Annotated in this window: 21 protein-coding genes; 8 read left to right on the forward strand and 13 right to left on the reverse strand. The window is 65.5% G+C overall.

Annotated features, from left to right (window positions below):
- Window positions 1-30: 30 nt before the first annotated feature.
- The 10 genes from D579_RS0106380 to fabD all read right to left on the reverse strand — a co-directional run bounded on the left by D579_RS0106380 (window position 31) and on the right by fabD (window position 8,774).
- Window positions 31-369: a PilZ domain-containing protein gene (locus tag D579_RS0106380; RefSeq protein ID WP_017941553.1), complete on the reverse strand. Its 339-nt coding sequence runs from the start codon at window positions 367-369 to the stop codon at window positions 31-33.
- Window positions 370-466: 97 nt separating this feature from the next.
- Window positions 467-1,456 carry a DNA polymerase III subunit gene (locus D579_RS0106385; RefSeq protein ID WP_026289454.1) on the reverse strand — a complete coding sequence of 330 codons (990 nt, stop codon included), beginning with the start codon at window positions 1,454-1,456 and terminating at the stop codon, window positions 467-469.
- Window positions 1,457-1,463: 7 nt separating this feature from the next.
- Window positions 1,464-2,117, reverse strand: a complete 654-nt coding sequence (gene tmk, locus D579_RS0106390) for a dTMP kinase (protein ID WP_018951449.1) — start codon at window positions 2,115-2,117, stop codon at window positions 1,464-1,466.
- 17 nt (window positions 2,118-2,134) lie between these two features.
- On the reverse strand, window positions 2,135-3,169 hold the full coding sequence (gene mltG, locus D579_RS0106395; protein ID WP_018176795.1) for an endolytic transglycosylase MltG: 1,035 nt from the start codon (window positions 3,167-3,169) through the stop codon (window positions 2,135-2,137).
- Window positions 3,156-3,968, reverse strand: a complete 813-nt coding sequence (pabC, locus tag D579_RS0106400) for an aminodeoxychorismate lyase (protein ID WP_018951450.1) — start codon at window positions 3,966-3,968, stop codon at window positions 3,156-3,158. The genes mltG and pabC overlap by 14 nt, the downstream gene beginning before the upstream one ends.
- The gene (locus D579_RS0106405) at window positions 3,965-5,314 is read right to left on the reverse strand and encodes an aminodeoxychorismate synthase component I (protein ID WP_018951451.1); all 1,350 of its coding nucleotides are present in this window, start codon (window positions 5,312-5,314) and stop codon (window positions 3,965-3,967) included. The genes pabC and D579_RS0106405 overlap by 4 nt, the downstream gene beginning before the upstream one ends.
- Before the next feature lie 15 nt (window positions 5,315-5,329).
- Entirely contained in the window at window positions 5,330-6,550 is a 1,221-nt protein-coding gene (fabF, locus tag D579_RS0106410; RefSeq protein ID WP_018937578.1) for a beta-ketoacyl-ACP synthase II, read from the reverse strand.
- A gap of 129 nt (window positions 6,551-6,679) precedes the next feature.
- Window positions 6,680-6,919 (reverse strand): acyl carrier protein, encoded by a 240-nt coding sequence (gene acpP, locus D579_RS0106415; RefSeq protein ID WP_018145676.1) that lies wholly within the window; start codon window positions 6,917-6,919, stop codon window positions 6,680-6,682.
- 128 nt (window positions 6,920-7,047) lie between these two features.
- Entirely contained in the window at window positions 7,048-7,785 is a 738-nt protein-coding gene (fabG, locus tag D579_RS0106420) for a 3-oxoacyl-ACP reductase FabG (protein WP_018951452.1), read from the reverse strand.
- 44 nt (window positions 7,786-7,829) lie between these two features.
- On the reverse strand, window positions 7,830-8,774 hold the full coding sequence (gene fabD / locus D579_RS0106425) for an ACP S-malonyltransferase (RefSeq protein WP_081621695.1): 945 nt from the start codon (window positions 8,772-8,774) through the stop codon (window positions 7,830-7,832).
- A gap of 197 nt (window positions 8,775-8,971) precedes the next feature.
- On the opposite strand from fabD, the gene infA reads away from it, so the two are divergent.
- Entirely contained in the window at window positions 8,972-9,190 is a 219-nt protein-coding gene (gene infA, locus D579_RS0106430; RefSeq protein WP_012982660.1) for a translation initiation factor IF-1, read from the forward strand.
- A 92-nt stretch (window positions 9,191-9,282) separates the two neighbouring features.
- Here infA and clpA read toward each other — a convergent pair whose 3' ends face one another.
- The 3 genes from clpA to icd form a co-directional block, all read right to left on the reverse strand.
- A complete protein-coding gene (clpA, locus tag D579_RS0106435; RefSeq protein WP_018145673.1) occupies window positions 9,283-11,553 on the reverse strand; it encodes an ATP-dependent Clp protease ATP-binding subunit ClpA in 2,271 nt (756 codons plus the stop codon).
- Between the two features lie 5 nt (window positions 11,554-11,558).
- Window positions 11,559-11,885: an ATP-dependent Clp protease adapter ClpS gene (gene clpS, locus D579_RS0106440; protein WP_018650138.1), complete on the reverse strand. Its 327-nt coding sequence runs from the start codon at window positions 11,883-11,885 to the stop codon at window positions 11,559-11,561.
- A gap of 105 nt (window positions 11,886-11,990) precedes the next feature.
- Entirely contained in the window at window positions 11,991-13,247 is a 1,257-nt protein-coding gene (gene icd / locus D579_RS0106445; protein WP_018937575.1) for an NADP-dependent isocitrate dehydrogenase, read from the reverse strand.
- A gap of 152 nt (window positions 13,248-13,399) precedes the next feature.
- Here icd and D579_RS0106450 point away from each other — a divergent pair, with 152 nt between their 5' ends.
- The 7 genes from D579_RS0106450 to D579_RS0106480 all read left to right on the forward strand — a co-directional run bounded on the left by D579_RS0106450 (window position 13,400) and on the right by D579_RS0106480 (window position 21,649).
- Window positions 13,400-13,861: an NUDIX domain-containing protein gene (locus D579_RS0106450; RefSeq protein ID WP_018951454.1), complete on the forward strand. Its 462-nt coding sequence runs from the start codon at window positions 13,400-13,402 to the stop codon at window positions 13,859-13,861.
- Window positions 13,858-14,955 carry a tRNA 2-thiouridine(34) synthase MnmA gene (mnmA, locus tag D579_RS0106455; protein WP_018951455.1) on the forward strand — a complete coding sequence of 366 codons (1,098 nt, stop codon included), beginning with the start codon at window positions 13,858-13,860 and terminating at the stop codon, window positions 14,953-14,955. The genes D579_RS0106450 and mnmA overlap by 4 nt, the downstream gene beginning before the upstream one ends.
- A gap of 75 nt (window positions 14,956-15,030) precedes the next feature.
- The gene (gene hflD / locus D579_RS0106460; RefSeq protein WP_018937572.1) at window positions 15,031-15,660 is read left to right on the forward strand and encodes a high frequency lysogenization protein HflD; all 630 of its coding nucleotides are present in this window, start codon (window positions 15,031-15,033) and stop codon (window positions 15,658-15,660) included.
- A gap of 15 nt (window positions 15,661-15,675) precedes the next feature.
- Complete coding sequence (gene acnA, locus D579_RS0106465; RefSeq protein ID WP_018951456.1) at window positions 15,676-18,429, forward strand: aconitate hydratase AcnA; 2,754 nt, start codon at window positions 15,676-15,678, stop codon at window positions 18,427-18,429.
- A 66-nt stretch (window positions 18,430-18,495) separates the two neighbouring features.
- A complete protein-coding gene (locus D579_RS0106470) occupies window positions 18,496-18,828 on the forward strand; it encodes a hypothetical protein (RefSeq protein WP_018951457.1) in 333 nt (110 codons plus the stop codon).
- Window positions 18,828-19,667 carry an HDOD domain-containing protein gene (locus D579_RS0106475; protein ID WP_018951458.1) on the forward strand — a complete coding sequence of 280 codons (840 nt, stop codon included), beginning with the start codon at window positions 18,828-18,830 and terminating at the stop codon, window positions 19,665-19,667. Before D579_RS0106470 ends, D579_RS0106475 begins: the two co-directional genes overlap by 1 nt.
- 29 nt (window positions 19,668-19,696) lie before the next feature.
- Window positions 19,697-21,649 (forward strand): bifunctional diguanylate cyclase/phosphodiesterase, encoded by a 1,953-nt coding sequence (locus tag D579_RS0106480; protein ID WP_018951459.1) that lies wholly within the window; start codon window positions 19,697-19,699, stop codon window positions 21,647-21,649.
- Window positions 21,650-21,686: the final 37 nt, after the last annotated feature.

Below are 21,686 nucleotides of genomic sequence, written 5' to 3' on the forward strand. Positions count from 1 at the left end.
CGCGAGGCGTCGTCCGCAAGGACGTCTCTTCTAGAAGGTATGGGTCTTGCGGTCGGAGTTCAGCATGCCGCCCAGATGTTCCTCGATGCGGCGGTGGGTCACACCCTTGTCCGACTTGTTGAACTGCACGCCGATGCCCCGAAGCCGGTTGCCCTGGGCGCGCGGCGGCGTAATCCAGACCACCGTGCAGGGGGTCGGAAGGCGATCCGAATCCTCCAGCAGGGACAGCAGCAGGAAGACCTGGTCTCCGAGCTTGTAGGCCTTGTCGGTCGGGATGAACAGACCGCCATTGGTCACGAACGGCATGTATGCCGCATACAGCGCGGGTTTTTCCTTGATTGCCAAGGTGAGCATGCCCTGCCCGGCCATAGACCCTCCGTGTGACCTGAAATCGTACTGGGTCTGGCAGTATCGCCCATCGCACCGATACCGCGCCACCCCGACTGTACTCGTGGCGAGTGACGCCTTACTGCTCGAGGAAGCTCAATGCGATGTCTTCCATGCGCAGCTGCGGGTTAAGCTGGCGCGAGGCCTGGCGTTGCCAGCCGAGCGCTTGATTCGACAGTTCAGCCAGCCGACGCGGTCCCATGCGGCGCGCGAAGTCCTCGAGTCGATCGCGCGGGAACTGCCGGCCAAACGCATCCGGCTCGCCGTTGACGAGCAGGCGCTGGGCCGCAACCAGCAGAGCTTGGATTCGCGGGATCAGGGATTCCGGCAGGCTGCGTTGCATGGCACTGGCCATCGGTGTCACCCCGGGGCGACGCAGTAGCAGGGTCAGGGCCTCGCGGTCCTGTTCCCAGCGCGCCATACGGTCGGGGTCGGTCAGGATCTCGCGGGCGGCCAGCGGACGCCCGAGACTGGCGGCATAGGCCTCGTCCACTGCCGCAGGGTCATCGGCGGCCCCGCGCAACCAGTCCGTTGCTTCGGCAGGCCCCGGCGTGGCGATTTCGACCATCTGGCAGCGGCTGCGGATGGTCGCTGGCAGGCGCGCCGGCTGAGCTGCCTCGAGAATCAGCATGGCCCTGGGCGGGGGTTCCTCCAGGGTCTTCAGCAGCGCATTCGCCGCGTTCGTGTTCAGGGCATCGGCCGGGCGGATGATCACGCTGCGCAGCCCGCCCGAACCGGACAGCGAGAGAAACTCGATCGCCTCGCGGGCCGCCGCGATCAGGATTTCCTTGCCCGCCTCCTCCGGCTCCAGCGTCATCACCTCGGGGTGTACACCACCAAGGAAGCTGCGACAGCCGTTGCATTCGCCGCACGGCGGCTCGGTGCCCGTCGCGCGCTGGCACAGCAGGGCCTGGACCAGCGCCCGCGTCAGCAGTGCCTTGCCAACGCCCGGAGCGCCATGGACCAGTAGACCGCTGGGCAGGCGCCCTTCGCGCCCGCGCCGCGCCAGCGCCTCCCACGGCTTTTGCAGCCAGGGCGGCAGCATATCGTCGGTGACTGGTGCAGCCATGGCCACCTTAACCCTCCAGCGCGTGCAACGGCAGGCGCTCGCGCACGCCCGCGAGGATGCGCTCGGCTACCGTGTCCGGGTCCGCGGATGCATCCACGACCAGATAGCGTCCCGGCGCTCGCTCGGCGCGTTCCCGATACGCCTGGCGTGCGCGCTCGAAGAAGTCCAGCGCCTCGCGTTCGATGCGGTCTCGCCGGCCGCGCTGGACGGCGCGATCAAGCCCGGTCTCTGAGTCGATGTCCAGCAGGATTACCAGATCCGGGCGGAGATCGCCCTGCAGCCAGTCCTCCAGCTGCGCGACCCGCTGGGACCCGAGTCCCCGCCCGGCCCCCTGGTAGGCAAACGAGGCATCGGTAAAGCGGTCGCTAAGCACCCAATCGCCGGCCTGCAGAGCCGGCCGAATCACCTCGTGCAGGTGCTGGGCCCGCGCGGCGAACATCAATAGCAGCTCGGACTCGGCACACATGCCCGGCAGATCGGGGTCCAGCAGCAGGGCGCGCAGGCGTTCGCCGAGGGCGGTCCCGCCCGGCTCCCGGGTGTTGCGCACCGGGTGTCCGGCAGCGCGCAGCGCGGTGTCCAGACGCTCGATCTGGGTGGTCTTGCCCGAGCCCTCGATGCCTTCGAGGACCAGGAAATGGCCGGGATGGGGCGAGCGTTCCATGTGCAGGGCGTCTCCAGTTACCGGTTGCGGATGCCGTAGCGGCTGCCATCCCCGCCCAGCTGGTAGCGGATCACGGCCTCGCGATGTTCACGATAGGTCTCGGAGAAATGATGACTGCCGTCGCCGCGCGAGACGAAGAACAGGTCATTGGTTTCGGCCGGACGTGCAGCCGCCTGCAGCGCCGCGCGCCCCGGGAGCGCGATTGGCGTTGGCGGGAGCCCGGCGCGGGTGTAGGTGTTGTAGGGGTGGTCGCGGTCGAGTTCGGCGCGCGTCAGGCGTTGTACGCCGGGCTCCTGCGCGTACAGCAGGGTGGGATCGGTCTGCAGGCGCATGCCGCGCTTGAGCCGATTCACGAACACCCCGGCCACCCGGTCACGTTCGTCCCCGCGCCCGGTCTCGCGTTCGATGATGGAGGCAAGGATCAGCAGCTCATAGGGGGAATTCACCGGGTGGTCCTCGATGCGGTCCTCCCACGCGCGGTCCAGGTGCAGGCCCATCGCCTGGTGGGCGCGATGCAGCACCGTCAGGGCCTCGGTTCCGGAGCCGAAGAAATAGGTGTCCGGCAGGAACCATCCTTCCGGGTGTCCCAGGTCCTCGAGCCCCAGTGCCTCCAGCAGGTTGTCGACCCCGACCGATTCGGCGGGCCCGATGAGTTCCGGGTGCTCGCGCAGCGCGGCCAGCGCCTGGCGGATGGTCCAGCCCTCGGGGAACGTGAGGCGATGCTGCACCACCTCGCCGCGGGCCATCGCATGGATCAGTTCGCGCGGGGTCATGCCCGGCGTCACGGCGTATTCTCCCGCCTGGAGACGCGGTGCAATCCCCTGACGCCGTCCATAGGCCTCGAGCACCCAGGCAGAATCCACCCAGCCGCGTTCGGCAAAGGTCCTGCTCACCGAACGCAGCCCCTGCCCCGGTTCCAACTGAAAGCGCTCCGAGGCGTCCAGCGCCATCGGCGTATCCAGCTGCGCCTGGTAGTGTTCGCTCAGCCACCAGGCGGCGCCCAGGGCCAGAACGACCAGGAGCGCCAGGACAGCGAGGCTAATCCGCTTCATGCAATGCAATTCCCATTGGATACAGCGGATCATCCTGCCACGCAGGCCCCCGCTTGTCCCCTTCGGACAGCACGGCCGGGGTCATCCCGATACGCGCGTTGCTGACATAGAGCGCATCGGCTCCCTCGATACGCGCGGGGTCCGGGTACGCCTCGATCACCTCGAACCCAAACCGTTCGGCATGCTCGAGGACCCAGGCGCGCCGCGTACCGGCGATCCCGGACTGATCCACCGGCGGGGTGAGCAAGGTACGCCCTTCGCGCAGCCAGAGATTCCCCTGCGTGGCGCTGACCACGCGCCCCAGCGCATCGTGGAGGATTGCCTCGTCCCAGCCCGGTTGCCAGCTGCGCCGGGCCATCACGTGTTCCAGGCGACTGGTGTGCTTGAGGCCCGCGAGCGCCGGGTTTACGCCGATCGGCACTGCGGCCCAACCCAGGCTCAGGGATTCGCGTTCAGTGGGGGCGGCGTCGTCCAGCGCCGGACTGGCACTGACGATCCGAGTCAGTGCCGGTGCCGCGGGCGGCGCGTAGCCCCTTGGCCCCTCACCCCGGGTCACCGTCAGCCGGACCATGCAGACTGGCAGGGTCGCCACTCGCGCAATCTCGTCCAGCACCGCGGTCTCGCCGAGTTGCGGAAACCCGAGTTGCTCCAGCCCGCGCGTCAGGCGGGCCCAGTGGTAGGCCCATAGCTGTGGTCGGCCCTGTCGCACCCGTAGCGTCTCGAACAGGCCGTCGCCCAGGAGTAGCCCCCGATCCAATGGCGATACCCGCCCCTCGGGCTCGCCATTCACCAGGATCATGGGCTCTTCCCCCCCGCCCCCTGCAGCGCCTCCAGCAGGCCGTGTGCCTTGTGCCGGGTCTCCTCCAGCTCGCGCTCGGGATCGGAGTCCGCGACGATGCCCGCCCCCGCCCGAAACCGCAGTTCGTTCCCCCGAACGACGAGGGTTCGGATCAGGATATTGGTATCCATGCGGCCGTGGCGGCTGACGTACCCGCAGCCTCCGGTATAGGCCCCACGTGGGGCCTGTTGTTCCAGTTCCTGGATGATCTGCATGCTGCGGATCTTCGGGCAGCCGGTGATGGTGCCGCCCGGAAAGACCGCGCGCAGGATGTCGGCCGTGGTGGTGCCCGGGCGCAGGCGCCCGACAATGCTGGAGACGATGTGATGCACCCGGCGATAGCTCTCGATGGTCATCAGCTCTGCCACGCGCACGCTACCGATCTCGGCCACGCGCCCGACATCATTGCGTTCCAGATCCACGAGCATGACATGCTCGGCGCGTTCCTTGATGTTGAACGTCAACTCACTGAAAAGACGCCGGTCTTCTTCCGCATCCGGATCGCGGCGACGGGTCCCCGCAATCGGCCGGGTCTCGACCATGGCGTTTTCGACCGACACCAGCCGCTCTGGGGAGGAACTGATCACGTGAGCACCGGGGAGTTGCAGCCACGCGGCAAACGGCGCGGCATTGGCCTCGCGCAGGCGGGTGTACAGCCCCGCCGGATCCAGCGGCTGCGCGGCGGTGGCACGCCATTCGCGGGATAGATTGACCTGAAAGGTGTCGCCGGCCCGGATGTACTCGAGGCCCTTCATCACTGCGTCGCGATAGCGCTGGGCGTCCTCCTCCTGAAGGGCCAGGGCGGGCAGCGGCTCGGATGCGGGACTCGGCTGGCCCCGGACTGTCGCGCAGTCCGACTCCACCCGCTCCAAACGCGCGCAATCGCCTGCCTCGTCGACGAACCAGGTGGTCCCCTCGTGGTGATCGTGGATCAGTGCCGCCGGGAAATAGGTCACCAGGGCATCCGGCAGCCAGGGGTCCGAGCGGCAATCACCCAGGGCCGGCTCCATGCGCCAGGCCAGTTCGTACCCGGCGTACAGGAACCATCCCCCGAGGAACGGGAGATGGGCATATGCGGCGTCGTCGGGGTCGAGTGGTGGTGTGCTCGAGAGATCCTGATCCAGCACGCCCACCACGTCCTCTCCGGCCGCACTGGACAACGTGCGGCCGGGGAAGGCGAACAGGATGGAAAAACGAGCCGGAGCCTGCCCGATCAGGGCCGACTCCAGCAGGTGGGGATAGCGCTCTGGGAATCGCCGCGCCAGGGCCGCAAAGTCGACCCCGGCGGCCAGTTCATGGACCGCCATGGCGGCGTCGCAGCGTCAGATGCTGCGGAACACCAGAGTGCCGTTGGTGCCCCCGAAACCGAAGGAGTTCGACAGGCCGACCTTGGTCTTCATTTCGCGGGCCTCGTTGGCCACGTAGTTCAGGTCGCACCCTTCGCTCGGGTTTTCCAGGTTGATGGTCGGCGGTGACACCTGATCGCGCAGCGCCAGGGCGGTAAACACGCCCTCGATCCCGCCGGCGGCACCCAGCAGGTGGCCGGTCATCGACTTGGTGGAGTTGACCATGAGCTTGTAGGCGTGATCGCCGAAGGCCTTCTTCAGGCCCTGGGTCTCCGCCAGGTCACCTGCGGGGGTCGAGGTCCCGTGAGCATTGATGTACCCAACCTCTTCCGGATTCACCCCGGCATCTTTCAAGGCACGATGCATGCACTTGGCGGCACCGGAACCATCCTGGATCGGCTGCGTCATGTGGTGCGCATCCGCATTCCAGGCGAAGCCGGCCACTTCGCAGTAGATGTGGGCCCCGCGGGCCTTCGCGTGCTCGTATTCTTCGAGCATCATTACACCGGCGCCATCGCTCAGCACAAAGCCATCGCGGTCCTTGTCCCAGGGACGCGAGGCGCGTTCAGGGTCGTCATTGCGAGTGGACAGCGCGCGGGCGGCGGCAAAGCCGCCAATGCCCAGTGGCGTGGTGGCCATCTCGGCCCCGCCGGCGACCATGGCATCGGCGTCCCCATAGGCGATCATGCGAGCGGCGTCGCCGATGTTGTGGGTACCGGTGGCGCAGGCCGAGACGATGGAGATGTTCGGACCCTGCAGGTTGCGCATGATGGACAGGTTCCCGGCCACCATGTTGATGATCGCACTGGGCACGAAGAACGGGGAGATCTTGCGCGCCCCGCCCTTCAAGTACGCGCCGTAGGAGCGTTCGATATAAGGCAGCCCGCCGATCCCGGAGCCAATGGCCACCCCGATCCGCTCGGCGTTCTCCTCGGTGACTTCCAAACCGGAGTCATCCAGGGCCTGAAGCCCCGCCGCGATCCCGTAAAGGACGAAGGTGTCCATCTTCTTCTGGTCTTTCGGCGGGACGTAGTCATTGGCTTCGAAGTCCCGGACCGCGCCGGAGATCTTCACCGGCATGTCCGATGCATCGAAGACATCGATGGGGGAAATGCCGCTCTTGCCGGCCTTGATGTTGCTCCAGGCCTTGTCGATAGTGGATCCGACCGGGGAGACGATCCCCAGTCCGGTAATCACGACACGTCGCTTAGCCAATGTGTTCTCCTCGAAAGACTGAAATTACGCGCTCAGCGCAACGACGAAGGGCCGCCCTGCGCGCAGGAAGGCCCGTTCGCGTCGTCCTGATCGGCGCCCGGAGGCGTCGAATCAGTCCTTCATGTGCTCGTTGATGTAATCGATCGCCTGCTGCACGGTGGTGATCTTTTCCGCCTGCTCGTCCGGGATTTCGGTTTCGAATTCCTCTTCGAGCGCCATGACGAGTTCCACCGTGTCCAGCGAATCCGCACCCAGGTCGTCGACGAAGCCGGCCGCGTTGGTCACGTCCTCTTCCTTGACACCCAGCTGCTCGACAACGATTTTCTTGACGCGTTCTTCAATGCTACTCATGGTTCAGAAATCCCCTTCAGTGTGAGGCGGCTTCGTTGAAAGGTCCGCCATTCTAGAGAAAAGCCCCGCCGCGATCTAGCGATCCGCGCAGCGGGTCGTGCGGGCGGCCTACGGCCGACCCGTCGTGATCAATGCATGAACATCCCGCCGTTCACATGCAGGATCTCGCCGGTGATGTATCCGGCCTCCTCGGAGGCCAGGAAACCGACGGCCGCGGCGATCTCTTCCGGCGCCCCCAGGCGCCCCAGCGGAATCTGTCCGAGCAGGGCCTGTTTGGTGTCATCGCCCAGTTCGCGGGTCATGTCGGTATCGATGAAACCCGGTGCGACCGTGTTCACGGTGATACTGCGGCTCCCGACCTCGCGCGCCAGGGAACGGGCAAATCCAGCAAGGCCGGCTTTCGCGGCGGCGTAGTTGGTCTGCCCGGCGTTGCCGGTGGAGCCCACGACCGAACCCACCAGGATGATGCGGCCGCGGCGCAGCTTCATCATGCCTTTCAGCAGGCGCTGTGTCAGGCGCACGGCAGCGGACAGGTTCGTGTCGAGGACTGCGTCCCATTCCGCGTCCTTCATTCGCATGAACAGGTTGTCGCGAGTAATACCGGCATTGTTGACCAGCACCTCGATCGGCCCTTCCTGTTCCTGGATCGCCTGCAGGCCGGTTGCGACGGAGTCCGCGTCGGTCACGTCCATCGCAATGCCGCGCCCGCCCCATTGCTTCAGGGTTTCGGTGATCCGTTCGGCGCCGGACTCACTGGTCGCGGTACCCACCACCTGCAGGCCCTGCTCCGCCAGACGGCGGGCAATGGCCGCGCCAATTCCGCGGCTTGCACCGGTTACAAGGGCTACACGTTTGCTGTCGGACATGGTTAAGCCTTTACTTCAAGTGAGAGAAAGTCGCAGTCGGTCGATCAGCCCGCGGCCAGACGTTCGAGCGTGACCTTCAGGGTATCGCGGTCGGCAACATCGAACAGTTCCAGTTCGCGGTCGATGCGTTTGGCAAGACCGGTCAGGACGCGTCCCGGCCCGCATTCAACCTGAACCGCCACGCCCTGCCCGCGCAAGCCGCGAATGGTCTCGACCCAGCGCACCGGGCGATACAGCTGCGCGGCCAGATTTTCCTTGATGGCCGTGGCGGCATCGGTCGGCGCGGCAGTCACATTCTGCCAGACCGGGATGGTGGGGGACTGAAAGGTGGTGCCGTCCAGGGCCGCCTGCAGGCGTTCCGCGGCCGGGCGCATCAGTGCGCAATGCGACGGGACCGAGACTGGCAGCTTCAGGGCGCGCTTCGCACCAGCATCCTTGGCACCGCTTACGGCCCGATCCACCGCAGTGGCATTGCCCGCGATCACGACCTGCCCCGGTGCGTTCAGATTGACCGCCTCCAGGATCTCGCCACCGGCATGCTCGAGGCAAAGCGCGTGTACCGCGGCATCGTCGAGCCCAAGGATGGCCGCCATCGCGCCTTCACCCTCCGGCACCGCAGCCTGCATGGCCCGGGCGCGCTCGGCGACCAGGCGTACCGCATCCGGGAAGCGCAGGACGCCGGCGGCCACCAGGGCGCTGTACTCGCCCAGGCTGTGGCCCGCGACGGCCTGCGGGCGGGCGTCCGTTTGTTCGGTCAGGAGGCGCCAAGCGGCGACCCCGGCAGCCAGCATCACCGGTTGTGTCCACTCGGTCTGGTTGAGTTGTTCCACCGGACCATGCTGACAAAGGCTCCAGAGATCCGCGTCGAGGCAATCCGACGCTTCCTGAAAGGTGTCGCGGACAATGGCGTGGTCATCGCCCAGATCGGCCAGCATGCCGGCGGACTGGGACCCTTGCCCCGGAAATACGGCGGCCCAAGAAGTTGTCATTCGTTACAGATCTCGCGCGTGAAAGCGCGCGTAGTGTAGGCGGTCACGTACACCCCGGCAAACGCCGCCCATCCGCAGGGACCGCCTCTGGTCCGTCGCCGGGGCGTGGCTATGTCCCCCGAAAGCCGCCACGTGACTTGTGTTCCGCCGGTGCATCCGGATAATGTCGCACCTTGATTCAATACGAGAGGGACCGTATGGCGAAGGAAGACGAAATCGAGCTGGAGGGCACTGTAGTCGAAACGCTCCCCAACACCACCTTCCGGGTGGAGCTCGAAAACGGGCACACGATCACGGCGCACATCTCCGGAAAAATGCGCAAGCATTACATCCGGATCCTGCGCGGTGACAAGGTGATCGTGCAGATGACGCCCTATGACCTGACCAAGGGTCGTATCGTCTACCGCAACAAGTAAGTTCCCTCTCCAACGAAGAAGCCCCGGCCGGACCGGGGCTTCTTCGTTTGCGGGCCCTCCCGGGCCCGGTAACGCCGGATCGGCGAGCCGCGTCAGGACGGCACCGCCGTTTCCTGGATATCCAGCTCCAGACCAGCCTCGCCCAATCGGACCACCACTTCGCCACCGTGGGCCAGTCGCCCGAACAGCAGCTCGTCGGCCAGCGGCTTTTTGATGTACTCCTGCAACGTACGCGCCATCGGGCGCGCGCCCATCTTGACATCGTAGCCGTGCTCGGCCAGCCAGGCACGCGCCTCCGGCTCGACCGTCATATGCACCTTCTTCTCGTCGAGCTGGGCTTGCAGCTGGATCAGGAACTTGTCGACCACGCTGAGAATGGTGGCCTCGTCCAGCGGCCCGAACTGAATGGTGGCATCCAGGCGGTTGCGGAACTCCGGCGTGAAGGTGCGCTTGATCGCTTCCATCGCATCGCTGGAATGATCCTGCTTGGTAAAGCCCACCGATGGACGGCTGGCCTGCTCGGCCCCCGCGTTGGTGGTCATAACCAGGATCACGTTGCGGAAGTCGACCTCGCGCCCATTGGCATCGGTCAGCGTGCCGTGATCCATCACCTGCAGCAGCACATTGAACACGTCCGGGTGGGCCTTCTCGATCTCGTCCAGCAGCAGCACCGAATGCGGATGCTTCAGGATGGCATCGGTCAGCAACCCTCCCTGTTCGTAGCCCACATAGCCTGGCGGCGCCCCGATCAGGCGAGATACGGTATGCCGCTCCATATACTCGGACATGTCGAAGCGGGCCAGATGGATGCCCATCTGCTGCGCCAGTTGGCGTGTGACTTCGGTCTTGCCGACACCGGTCGGCCCGGCAAACAGGAACGAGCCGATCGGCTTGTCCATGTCGCCCAGCCCGGAGCGGGCCATCTTGATCGCGGTGGATAACGTCCCGATGGCCTCGTCCTGTCCAAAGACGGTCATCTTCAGGTTGCGATCGAGGTGGCGCAGGGTCTCCTTGTCGGAACTGGAGACGGACTTCGGCGGGATGCGCGCGATCTTGGCCACGATCGTCTCGATGTCCTGGACGCCGATGGTCTTCTTGCGCTGGCTGACCGGCTGCAACTGCCGGCTGGCCCCGGCCTCGTCGATCAGGTCGATGGCCTTGTCCGGCAGGAAACGGTCGGTGATGTAGCGATCGGCCAGTTCCGCCGCCGCGCGCAGGGCCGGCTTGGTGAAGCGCACGTTGTGGTGCGTCTCGAAGCGGGACTTCAGGCCGCGCAGGATCTGCTCGGTCTCGTCCACCGTCGGCTCCGGCACCTCGATCTTCTGGAAGCGCCGCGCCAGGGCCCGGTCCTTTTCGAAGATGCCGCGATATTCCTGATAGGTGGTGGACCCGATGCACTTCAGCTCGCCCGAGGCGAGCATCGGCTTGATCAGGTTGGAGGCGTCCATCACCCCGCCGGAGGCCGCTCCGGCCCCGATGATGGTGTGGATTTCGTCGATGAACAGCACCGCGCCCGGCTCTTTCTTGAGTTGGGCGAGCACGCCTTTCAGGCGCTTCTCGAAGTCACCGCGGTACTTGGTGCCGGCGACCAGCGCGCCCAGATCCAGCGAATAGACGGTGGCAGACGCGATCGCGTCCGGTACCTGTTCATCGACGATGCGGCGCGCCAGACCCTCGGCGATCGCGGTCTTGCCCACGCCGGCCTCGCCCACCAGCAATGGGTTGTTCTTGCGGCGGCGGCAGAGGATCTGGATGGTGCGTTCGATCTCGTGATCGCGCCCGATCAGCGGGTCGATCTCGTCCTTGCGCGCCTTGTCGTTCAGGTTGGCGGCGTAGAGCTGCAGCGCGTTGGTCTTTTCTTCGCGTTCACCCTCCACCGGCTCGCCCTGGGACTCGCCCGGGTTGGGCTGGGCCCCGAGTTCGTCTTCCCCGACCTTGGAGATGCCGTGGGAGATGAAATTCACGACGTCCAGACGCGAGATATTCTGCTGACCCAGCACGTACAGGGCCTGGCTGTCCTGCTCTCCGAACAGGGCCACCAGCACGTTGGCGCCGGAGACCTCCTTGCGCCCGCTGGATTGCACATGGAATACCGCCCGCTGCAGCACTCGCTGGAAGCCCAGGGTTGGCTGGGTCTCGCGCGAATCGCTCGGCGGGATGCGCGGCGTGTTTTCGTCAATATAGGCCGCAAGCTCGTCGCGGATGCGATCGAGATCGCCCCCGCAGGCCCGCAGCACCGTGGCAGCGCTGGGATTTTGCGCCAGCGCCATCAGCAGATGCTCAACCGTCACGAACTCGTGACGCTTTTCGCGGGCCTCCTTGAAGACCATGTTCAGGCTGAATTCGAGTTCCTTGTCGAGCATGGGAGTCAGACCTCCTCCATCGAGCAAAGCAGTGGGTGCTGATGACTGCGGGCATAGTCGTTCACCTGCGCCACCTTGGTCTCGGCCACATCCCGGGTAAAGATGCCGCATACGCCTTTGCCACGCGTATGCACATGCAACATGACCCGGGTGGCCTTCTCGCGATCCATGCTGAAGAAGGTCTCCAGTACTTCGATCACGAACTCCATCGGCGTGAAGTCGTCGTTGAGCAACACCACCTTGTACTGTCGCGGTGGCTTGAGCTCCGGCCTCGATTCTTCGACCGTTACCGAGTCGTCTCGATCGGGGGATTGGGGCTTGTCATTACTCATCGGTCGAAATTACGCCTTCAGCGGTTACTCGTTTGTTAGTCGTCATCCTCGATTGGTTCCGGGTTCAGGCCAAGTGCCCTTACGGACACTCCGACCACCCGACCCTCACATGTGCTTGATCATCGCCTCGCCGAAGGCCGAGCAGTCGATCGGCTCGACGCCATCCATCTGCCGCGCAAAGTCGTAGGTGACCTCGCTGGCACTGATCGCTCCACCCATGCCCTTGACCACCAGGTCGGCCGCTTCCGACCAGCCCAGGTGCCGCAGCATCATCTCGGCAGACAGGATCAGCGACCCCGGGTTCACCTTGTCCTGACCGGCATACTTGGGCGCCGTGCCGTGCGTGGCCTCGAACATCGCCGTGCTGTCGGACAGGTTCGCCCCCGGCGCGATGCCGATACCACCCACCTGGGCCGCGAGGGCGTCGGAGATGTAGTCGCCGTTCAGGTTCAGGGTCGCGATCACCGAGTAGTCCTCCGGGCGCAGCAGGATCTGTTGCAGGAAGGCGTCGGCGATCACATCCTTGATCACGATGTCACGCCCGGTCTTCGGGTTCTTGAAGGTCTGCCACGGACCGCCGTCCAGATCCTTCGCACCGAATTCCTCGCGTGCCAGCTCGTAGCCCCAGGCCTTGAAGGAGCCTTCGGTGAATTTCATGATGTTGCCCTTGTGCACCAGGGTCACCGACGGGCGATCGTTATCGATCGCATATTCGATGGCCTTGCGCACCAGGCGCTTGGTGCCTTCGCTGGAGACCGGCTTCACACCGATCCCGGCGGTCTCCGGGAAGCGGATCTGGGTGACACCCATCTCGTCCTGCAGGAAGTCGATGACCTTCTTGACCTCCGGGGTCCCCGACTCGAACTCGATCCCGGCGTAGATGTCCTCGGAGTTCTCGCGAAAGATCACCATGTCGGTCTTCTCCGGCTCCTTCAGCGGGCTCGGGGTGCCGTCGTAATAGCGCACCGGGCGCAGACAGACATACAGATCCAGCTTCTGACGCAGGGCCACATTCAGGGAGCGGAAGCCGCCACCCACCGGGGTGGTCAGCGGACCCTTGATCGACACGCGATAGTCCTTCACCGCCTCCAGGGTCTCGTCAGGCAGCCCGGAGTCGTCATCGTAGACCTGCGTCGCCTTCTCGCCGGCGTAAACCTCCATCCACTCGATGGCCTTCTTGCCGCCGTAGGCCTTTTCCACCGCCGCATCGGTCACCCGGCGCATCACCGGGGTGATGTCCACACCGATCCCGTCACCTTCGATGTAGGGGATCACCGGATGATCCGGCACCTGCAGCTTCCCCTGGTCGTCGACAGTGATGCGTTCGCCCTTCTCCGGGACCTGAATGTGCTGATAGGCCATGCCAACTCCTTGTGCGGATTTCGTAGATGAATCGTTAATCACGTATGACCTGATTATACATGCCGGACCGGGTTTTCCGGTGACCGAACCAGTGCGCGATTGCGCGTTCCCCTATGGCAGCCCGACCGGCAGCCTGCGTTATCATCCGTGCCATGACCGACCGCCTCCCCTGTCATATCACCGTGGCCGCCGTAATCGAGCGCGAGGGCCGGTTCCTGTTCGTCGAGGAAACCGACGCCGGCCGCCGGGTGCTGAACCAGCCCGCAGGCCACCTGGATGCCGACGAGGACCTGATCGGGGCCGTGATCCGCGAGGTCCGCGAGGAAACCTGCCTGGAATTCGTGCCCGAGGCGGCCCTCGGCTGCGACTTGCTGCAAGTGGCCAGCGGCGCCGTGATTCTGCGCGTGACCTTCTGCGGCCCGGTGTCACCGGTTCAATCCCCTGCCCCCCGCGACCCGGCGATTCATGCCCTGCACTGGCTGGCGCCCGAACAGGCCGAGGGTGAATGGCCCTTGCGCAGTCTGCTGGTGATGCGCAGCATCCGCCGGTATCAGGACGGCTTGCGGCTGCCGCTCGCGGCGGTGGGCGATCTGGTTCGGGCGCCGGGCGCATGATGCGCGGCGAGCGCGTCATCGTCGGATTGTCCGGTGGGGTCGATTCCGCTGTCGCGGCCAGCCGCCTGCTGGAGGCCGGCTATCGCGTCGAAGGCCTGTTCATGAAGAACTGGGAAGATGACGACGACGCCGAGTACTGCGCCGCCGAGGCCGACTACGCAATGGCGCGCGAAGTGGCGGACTCTCTCGAGATCCCCCTGCACAAGGCCAACTTTACCGAGGACTACCGCCAGCGGGTGTTCACGCAGTTTCTGCATGAGTACGAGGCCGGGCGCACCCCGAACCCCGACATCCTCTGCAACCGCGAGATCAAGTTCCGCTCGTTCCTCGATCATGCCCGGGATCTCGGGGCGCGCTGGATTGCCACCGGTCACTACGCCCGGGTGCGCCATCACGCGCACTACAGTGAGCTGTGCCAGGCGGCCGATGCCAACAAGGACCAGACCTACTTCCTGCATACCCTGACCCAGGAGCAACTGCGCCCCGCCCTGTTCCCGCTCGGAGACATTCCCAAGCATCAGGTCCGCGAACGCGCCCGGGAACTGGGTCTGCCGAACCATGCGCGCAAGGATTCCACCGGGATCTGCTTCATTGGCGAGCGACGCTTCCGTGACTTCCTCGCCCAGTACCTGAAAGCGCCCGAGGGAGCGATGCGCACCCCGGAAGGCCAGGTGGTCGGTCGCCACCAGGGTCTGATGTTCTACACCCTCGGTCAGCGCCAGGGCCTGGGGATCGGCGGGGTCGACGGCTTTGCCGAAGCCCCGTGGTATGTCGTCGACAAGGACCTGGACAGCAACACCCTGGTGGTCGCCCAGGATCCGCAGCACCCGCTATTGATGAGCCCCTCACTGACCACCGAGGTGGTGCACTGGATCCACGATGTACCGGTCCCCGGTGAGCCGCTGCAGGCCCGGTTACGCCATCGCCAGCCCTTGCAGGAATGCCGGGTGCAGGCGCTGGACACGGCCGGCGCCACCGTGGTCTTCGACACACCCCAACGCGCGGCGACGCCGGGGCAGTCCATCGCCTTCTACCGCGGCGATGTCTGCCTGGGCGGGGCGGTGATCGCCACACGAACCACGAATGCGCCGTGAGTCTGCCAGGCCACTTCCGGTATAGTGGCCGCTGCCCGGCGACCCGACTCCGACCCACCCAAGGAACCGACTGGTTTGGACCGCTCCGATCACAACCGCACCCTGGCGCTGGCCGCCCTCTTCCAGTGCGCGAGCCTGGTCAAGGATCTGGCCTGGCGCGGGAGCTGCGACGACTACGAATTCGAGGTCCTGGTCGGGAGCCTGTTCGCCTTCGACGCGGACACCCCGGAAGCGGTCTATCGCGAGGCGGTCAGCCTGCGCAGTGGCCTGGAACGTATCGAGAGCCAGCTGCAAAACGGCAGCAAGCCGCCAGACATGGAGATCACCCGCTACGCCATCGGGCTGATCTTCCTCGAGCGCAAGCTGCAAAAGCGCGACGACATGCTGCAGAAGCTGACCGACGGCCTGCAGGGCGCCCAGCGCCAGATCGACTACTTCCACATTACCCACGAAAGCGTGATTGCCCGGCTGGCCGAGATCTACAAGGAGACCATCTCCGAGCTCGGCCCGCGCATCATCGTGCAGGGCGAACAGAACAACCTCTCCAATCCCGACACCGCCGCGCGCATCCGTGCGTTGCTGCTGGCCGGGATCCGCGCGGCGGTCCTCTGGCGCCAGGCCGGTGGATCGCGCTGGAAATTGCTTTTCGGCCGCAAGCGGCTGATTCGCGAAGCGCATGACATCCTCAATCGACTCAATACCTGAACGCGGAAGACGCACATGAGCCACGCTGACCCCAAGAACACCCGGACCCTCACCGCTGGCGGCCGCGAATGCCGCTACGTGCCGATCACCGACGACGCCCGGGCGACCGACCTGCCGTTTGCGCTGAAGGTGCTGCTGGAAAACCTGCTGCGCTTCGAGGACGAGCGCACGGTGCGCCGCGCCGACATCGAGGCCTTGCTGGACTGGGATCCGAAGGCCGAACCGACCCAGGAGATCGCGTTCCGTCCGGCGCGCGTGCTGCTGCAGGACTTCACCGGGGTGCCGGCGGTCGTCGACCTCGCCGCGATGCGCGATGCAATGGAGGCCCTGGGCGGCGATCCGAAGAAGATCACCCCGCTGCAGCCGGCCGAACTGGTCATCGACCACTCCGTGCAGGTGGATGCCCACGGCAACGCCAACGCGATGAACCTGAACGCCGAGCTCGAATACTCGCGTAACCGCGAGCGCTACAGCTTCCTCAAGTGGGGCCAGCAGGCGTTCGACACCTTCAAGGTGGTGCCGCCGGACACCGGCATCGTCCACCAGGTGAACCTCGAGTACCTGGCGCGCACGGTGTTCGTGGATGACCAGGCCGAGGGGGGCTGCATGGCCTACCCCGACACCCTGGTCGGGACCGACTCCCACACCACCATGATCAACGGCCTGGGCGTGCTCGGCTGGGGCGTGGGTGGCATCGAGGCCGAGGCCGCGATGCTCGGCCAGCCGATCTCCATGCTGATCCCGCAGGTCGTGGGCTTCCGCCTGACCGGCAAGCTGGCCGAGGGCGCGACCGCGACCGACCTGGTGCTGGTGATCGTCGAGACGTTGCGCAAGAAGGGCGTGGTCGGCAAGTTCGTCGAGTTCTTCGGCGACGGCCTGGCCGATCTGCCGCTGGCCGATCGCGCCACCATCGCCAACATGGCCCCGGAATATGGCGCCACCTGCGGCATCTTCCCGATCGATGATGAGACCCTGACCTACCTGCGCCTGACCGGGCGCGACGCCCAGCACATCGAGTTCATCGAGGCCTACGCGAAGGCCCAGGGCCTGTGGCGCAACGACAATGCCCCGATCGCGCGATACACGGACATGCTGGAGCTGGATCTGTCTACCGTGGAGCCAAGCCTGGCCGGGCCCAAGCGCCCGCAAGACCGCATCCCGCTGAGCCAGGCCGGCGCCACCATTAGCCGCCACCTCGACACCATGCTGAAAGAGCGCGAGAGCGGCGCCGATGAACCGGACGACGCCGAGCGCTTCGCGGCCGAGGGCGGGCATACCGCCGTGGGCGTCGAGCATCAGGCGGAAGAGCCCCACCACACCGCCATCGAGATGGACGGCGAGACCTTCACCCTGGATCACGGCGACATCGTGATCGCGGCAATCACCTCCTGCACCAACACCTCCAACCCCTCGGTGATGCTGGGTGCCGGCCTGGTGGCGCGCAAGGCACGCGAGGCCGGACTGCAGGTGAAGCCCTGGGTGAAGACATCGCTGGCTCCAGGCTCCCGCGTGGTGACCGATTACCTCGAGAAATCCGGTCTGTTGCCGGACCTCGAGGCCCTCGGTTTCCACGTGGTGGGCTATGGCTGCACCACCTGCATCGGCAACTCCGGTCCGCTGCCGGAACCGATCTCCGAGGCCATCATCAAGGATGACCTGATCGTCAGCTCGGTGCTCTCCGGCAACCGCAACTTCGAGGGGCGGATCCACTCGGAGGTGCAGATGAACTTCCTGGCCTCGCCGCCGCTGGTGGTTGCCTACGCCCTGGCCGGACGCAGCAACATCGACCTGTACAGCGACCCGATCGGGGAGAATCAACAGGGCGAGCCGGTCTACCTGAAGGATATCTGGCCGACCACGCAAGAAGTGCGCGAGGCGGTGGCCAGCCATGTCGGCGCCAGCAGCTTTACCAGCGCCTATGGTGACCTCTATTCCGGCGAGGAACGCTGGCGCAACCTGGAGGCGCCGCAGGGTCAGCGCTTCGACTGGCAGGAGGATTCCACCTACGTACGCAACCCGCCCTACTTCGAGGGCATGAGCATGACGCCTACGCCCTGGAACGATGTCCAGGGCGCGCGCGTCCTCGCGCTGCTGGGTGATTCGGTGACCACGGACCACATCTCCCCGGCCGGCTCCATCGCCAAGGACAGCCCGGCGGGTCGCTATCTGGAATCGAAGGGCGTGAAGCCGGCCGACTTCAACTCCTATGGCTCCCGCCGCGGGAACCATGAAGTGATGATGCGCGGGACCTTCGCCAACGTGCGCCTGCGCAATCTGCTGGCGCCCGGGACCCAGGGGGGCGTGACCCAGCACCTGCCGGATGGCGAGCAGATGTCGATCTACGACGCGGCGATGCAGTACCAGGCAGAAGACACCCCGCTGATCGTCATCGCCGGACAGGAATATGGCACCGGCTCTTCGCGCGACTGGGCCGCCAAGGGCACCCTGCTGCTGGGCGTCAAGGCGGTCATCGTCGAGACCTTCGAGCGTATCCACCGCTCCAACCTGGTGGGGATGGGCGTACTGCCGCTGCAGTTCCTGCCCGGCGAGAACGCGGCCAGCCACGGACTGACCGGGCGCGAGACCTACAGCATTACCGGCGTGGAGAACGGCGAGTCGCGCGAGGCCACGGTCACGGCCGTGGCCGATGATGGCCACCGCAAGACCTTTGCCGTACGTGTGCGGCTGGATACCCCGCAGGAGGTGGATTACTTCCGCCACGGCGGCATCCTGCCCTACGTGTTGCGCCAGCTCGCAGCTTCCGCATAAGGTTTGGCCATGGGACGGCGGGTATCCACGGAGGTGATTCAGTCCGGTCAGACGCTGGCAACAGCCGTGCATGACCGTTCCGGCCGTCTCCTGATCCCCGCCGGCATGGTGCTCCAGGACAAGCAGATCCGCGTGCTCCTGTCCTGGGGCATCAGCACTGTCGAGATCGTCGAGGACGAACATGCCGCGGCCAACGATTCGCGGGACGACGCGGTCCCGGACCTGTCGCCGGAGGCCCGGCCCACGCCGGAGATGGAGGAACAGGCCGACACGATCCTGGCCGAGCGCTTCCGTCACTGTGACTTGACCGCCCATCCCATGGACGGCATCTACTCCATCGCGCGTGCCCAGCTGATCGACGAGCTCATGCGCCGCGGCCACAAGGCTCGGAGCGCATGATGACCGTTGCCGAGTTTCTCGAGCAGGATGACTCGTTGTGCAGCTTTTCCGGGAGTTACAACACGATCTTCTCGCGCCTTAGCGACCCGACCGCGAACGTGGCCGGGATTACCGAGGCGGTGGAACTGGACCCGGCCATTGCGGCGAAGACGCTGCGCATGGCGAACTCTTCACTGTACGGTTTCCCCGAACCGATCGATACCCTGCACCGGGCAGTCTCCATCATCGGCCTGCAACAGATGCGGCAGATCGTGCTGTCGACCATCGTGATCGAGCACTTCCGCGGCCTGCCGGTCATCGGCGTCGACATGGAATCGTTCTGGCGCCACAGCATTGCAGTCGGCGTGCTCAGCCGCTCGATCGCCCGCTTTCGGCGCGAAGCGAACATCGAGCGCCTGTACCTTTACGGGATCATGCACGACCTCGGGCGGCTGCTGCTGTTTCTTCGGCTGGGCAGCCGCACTGAGGAGCTGATCAACATCCGCGAGCGCGAGCAGTGCCTGTTGTACGAGGCAGAACGCGAGCTGCTGGGTTTTGACCACGCCGCCATCGGGTCCGCCCTGCTGGAGGAATGGGGGATGGCCCCGGCCCAGGTGGAGGCCACGCGCTACCACCATGCCCCGGAAGAGGCCCGCGCGTTTCCCGTGGAGACGGCCATCGTGCACGTCGCCGACAGCATCGCCAATTCCTTGCGGCTGGGATCCTCCGGGGAACGTTTCGTGCCCCCGGTTGCCCCGGAGACCTTCGACCGCATTGGCCTGGAGATGGCGGTCTACGAGGACATCATCGGCCACGCGCGCAAGCATCTGGATCAGATGCAGACGATCCTCCTCGACTGAGCCTGTATGCAAGCAAAGGACGCTGTTGCATGAGCCCATCGTACCGCACGCCCGAGGAGGTCAATGCCCTCCATGAGCGCATCCGATTCCTCGAGGAAGCACTGGAAGCCAACGCCTATGCGATGGATGTGCTCGCCTCGACGACGGCGATCTTCGGTGACACCGACCGCAACCGCAGTCCCGAACTGATTATCCAGAACACCATCGAGTCCATCCGGCGCCTGCTGCCGACACAGGACATGGCGGTGTACGTCCTGGACAACGACTGCTCGTTCAACCTCGACTATCAGGAACGCCCCGGGGAGCTGACGCCGGACCTGTCGGAGACCGTCGAACAACTGATCCAGGATGGCCAGTTCTCCTGGGCGCTGCACCAGAACCATCCGGTCTGTCTGCCCTCCCCGGTCGAGGGCGAGAGTGTGATGCTGCACGTGATCTCGACGCGCACCCGGATTCGCGGGATGTTCGTCGCCCGCTTCCGGCAGGCGGAGCTGCAACGCTACGAGATGATCCTGTCGACACTGACCATGGTGCTGTTCAACACGGCCTATGCCCTGGAGAGTGCCGACCTGTTTCAGATGATGGACCGGCGCCAGAAGGCACTGCAGCGCATCACCGAGCGCCAGTCACGCGAGCTGCTGCACCACATGTCCCACGACTCGCTGACCAACCTGCCCAACCGCATGCTGTTCAGCGACCGGCTGTCGCAGGCGATGGAGCGCCACGCGGGTGCCGCGGCGGGGCATGTGGCCTTGATCCTGCTGGATCTGGACAACTTCAAGCGCACCAACGATTCGCTGGGTCACCGTGCCGGCGACGAGCTGATCCGCAAGGTCGCCCAGGACCTGTCCGCTCTGCTGGACCATGCCCGGGAACGCTCGGGACGCCACCTGCGAACCACCCTGTCGCGTCTCGGCGGCGACGAGTTCGGCATCCTCGTCGAGGACACCCATGGCCTGGAGGGCGTTGTCCGGCTGGTCACCGATGTCGTGCGCAAAACGGCGACCGAGCGGCAGATCTTCGATCAGCCGGTGGTCAGCAGTGTCTCCTGCGGGATTGCCGTCTACCCCTATGATGGCGAGGATGCGGACACCCTGCTCGGCAACGCCGATGCGGCGATGTACGAGGCCAAGCAGCGCGGTCGCAACGGGTTCCGGTTCTACACTCAGGACCTCAACGCCCGCACCTTCCGCCACTTCGAGCTGGAAAACGAACTGGGGCAGGCAATTGCCAATGATCAGCTAAGACTGCATTACCAGCCCAAGATCGAGTTGGGCAGCGGCCGAATCATTGGCGCGGAGGCGTTGATTCGCTGGCAGCACCCGACGCTGGGTCTGCTGCCCCCCAGCCACTTCATCGAACTGGCGGAGGACATGACCCTGATCGAGGAGATCGGGGAATGGGTGTTGCGCCAGGTCTGTCGGGACCTGCAATCCCTGCGCCTGGCCGAAGACGAACTGCCGCGTATCGCAATCAATGTCTCCGCGCGCCAACTGCGCCAGCCGGATCTTGCGGGGACCTTCCACCGCATTATCCGCGAGGCCGGTATTCCGCCCCGCTGTATCGAGCTGGAGCTCACCGAGACCGCGATCATGGACGATCCCCAAGGGGCGGCGCGGGTCTTCCAGCGACTACGTCACGCCGGCATGTCCCTGGCGGTGGATGATTTCGGAACCGGTCATGCGTCCCTCGTGCAACTCAAGCAGATACCGGCCGACACCCTGAAGATCGACCGCTCCTTCGTGAAGGATCTCGACCAGGGCGAGGAACATTCGCAGATCGTCCGCGCGATCATCCTGATGGCCCATACCCTGGGGCTGGACGTGATTGCGGAGGGCGTGGAGACCGAACGCCAGGCGCAGATCCTGCAACAGCTGGATTGCCACACGGCCCAGGGCTTCTATTTCTCGCACCCGGTGGCGTTCGACGCACTGCGGGGCCTGCTCCGCGACCGGGTCCAGCTCCCAGCCGCAACCGCCTGACCCCGTTCGTCACCCCGAACCCATGGGCCCGAGCGGC

Source organism: Thioalkalivibrio sp. AKL12 (assembly GCF_000377925.1).
Lineage (GTDB): Bacteria > Pseudomonadota > Gammaproteobacteria > Ectothiorhodospirales > Ectothiorhodospiraceae > Thioalkalivibrio > Thioalkalivibrio versutus.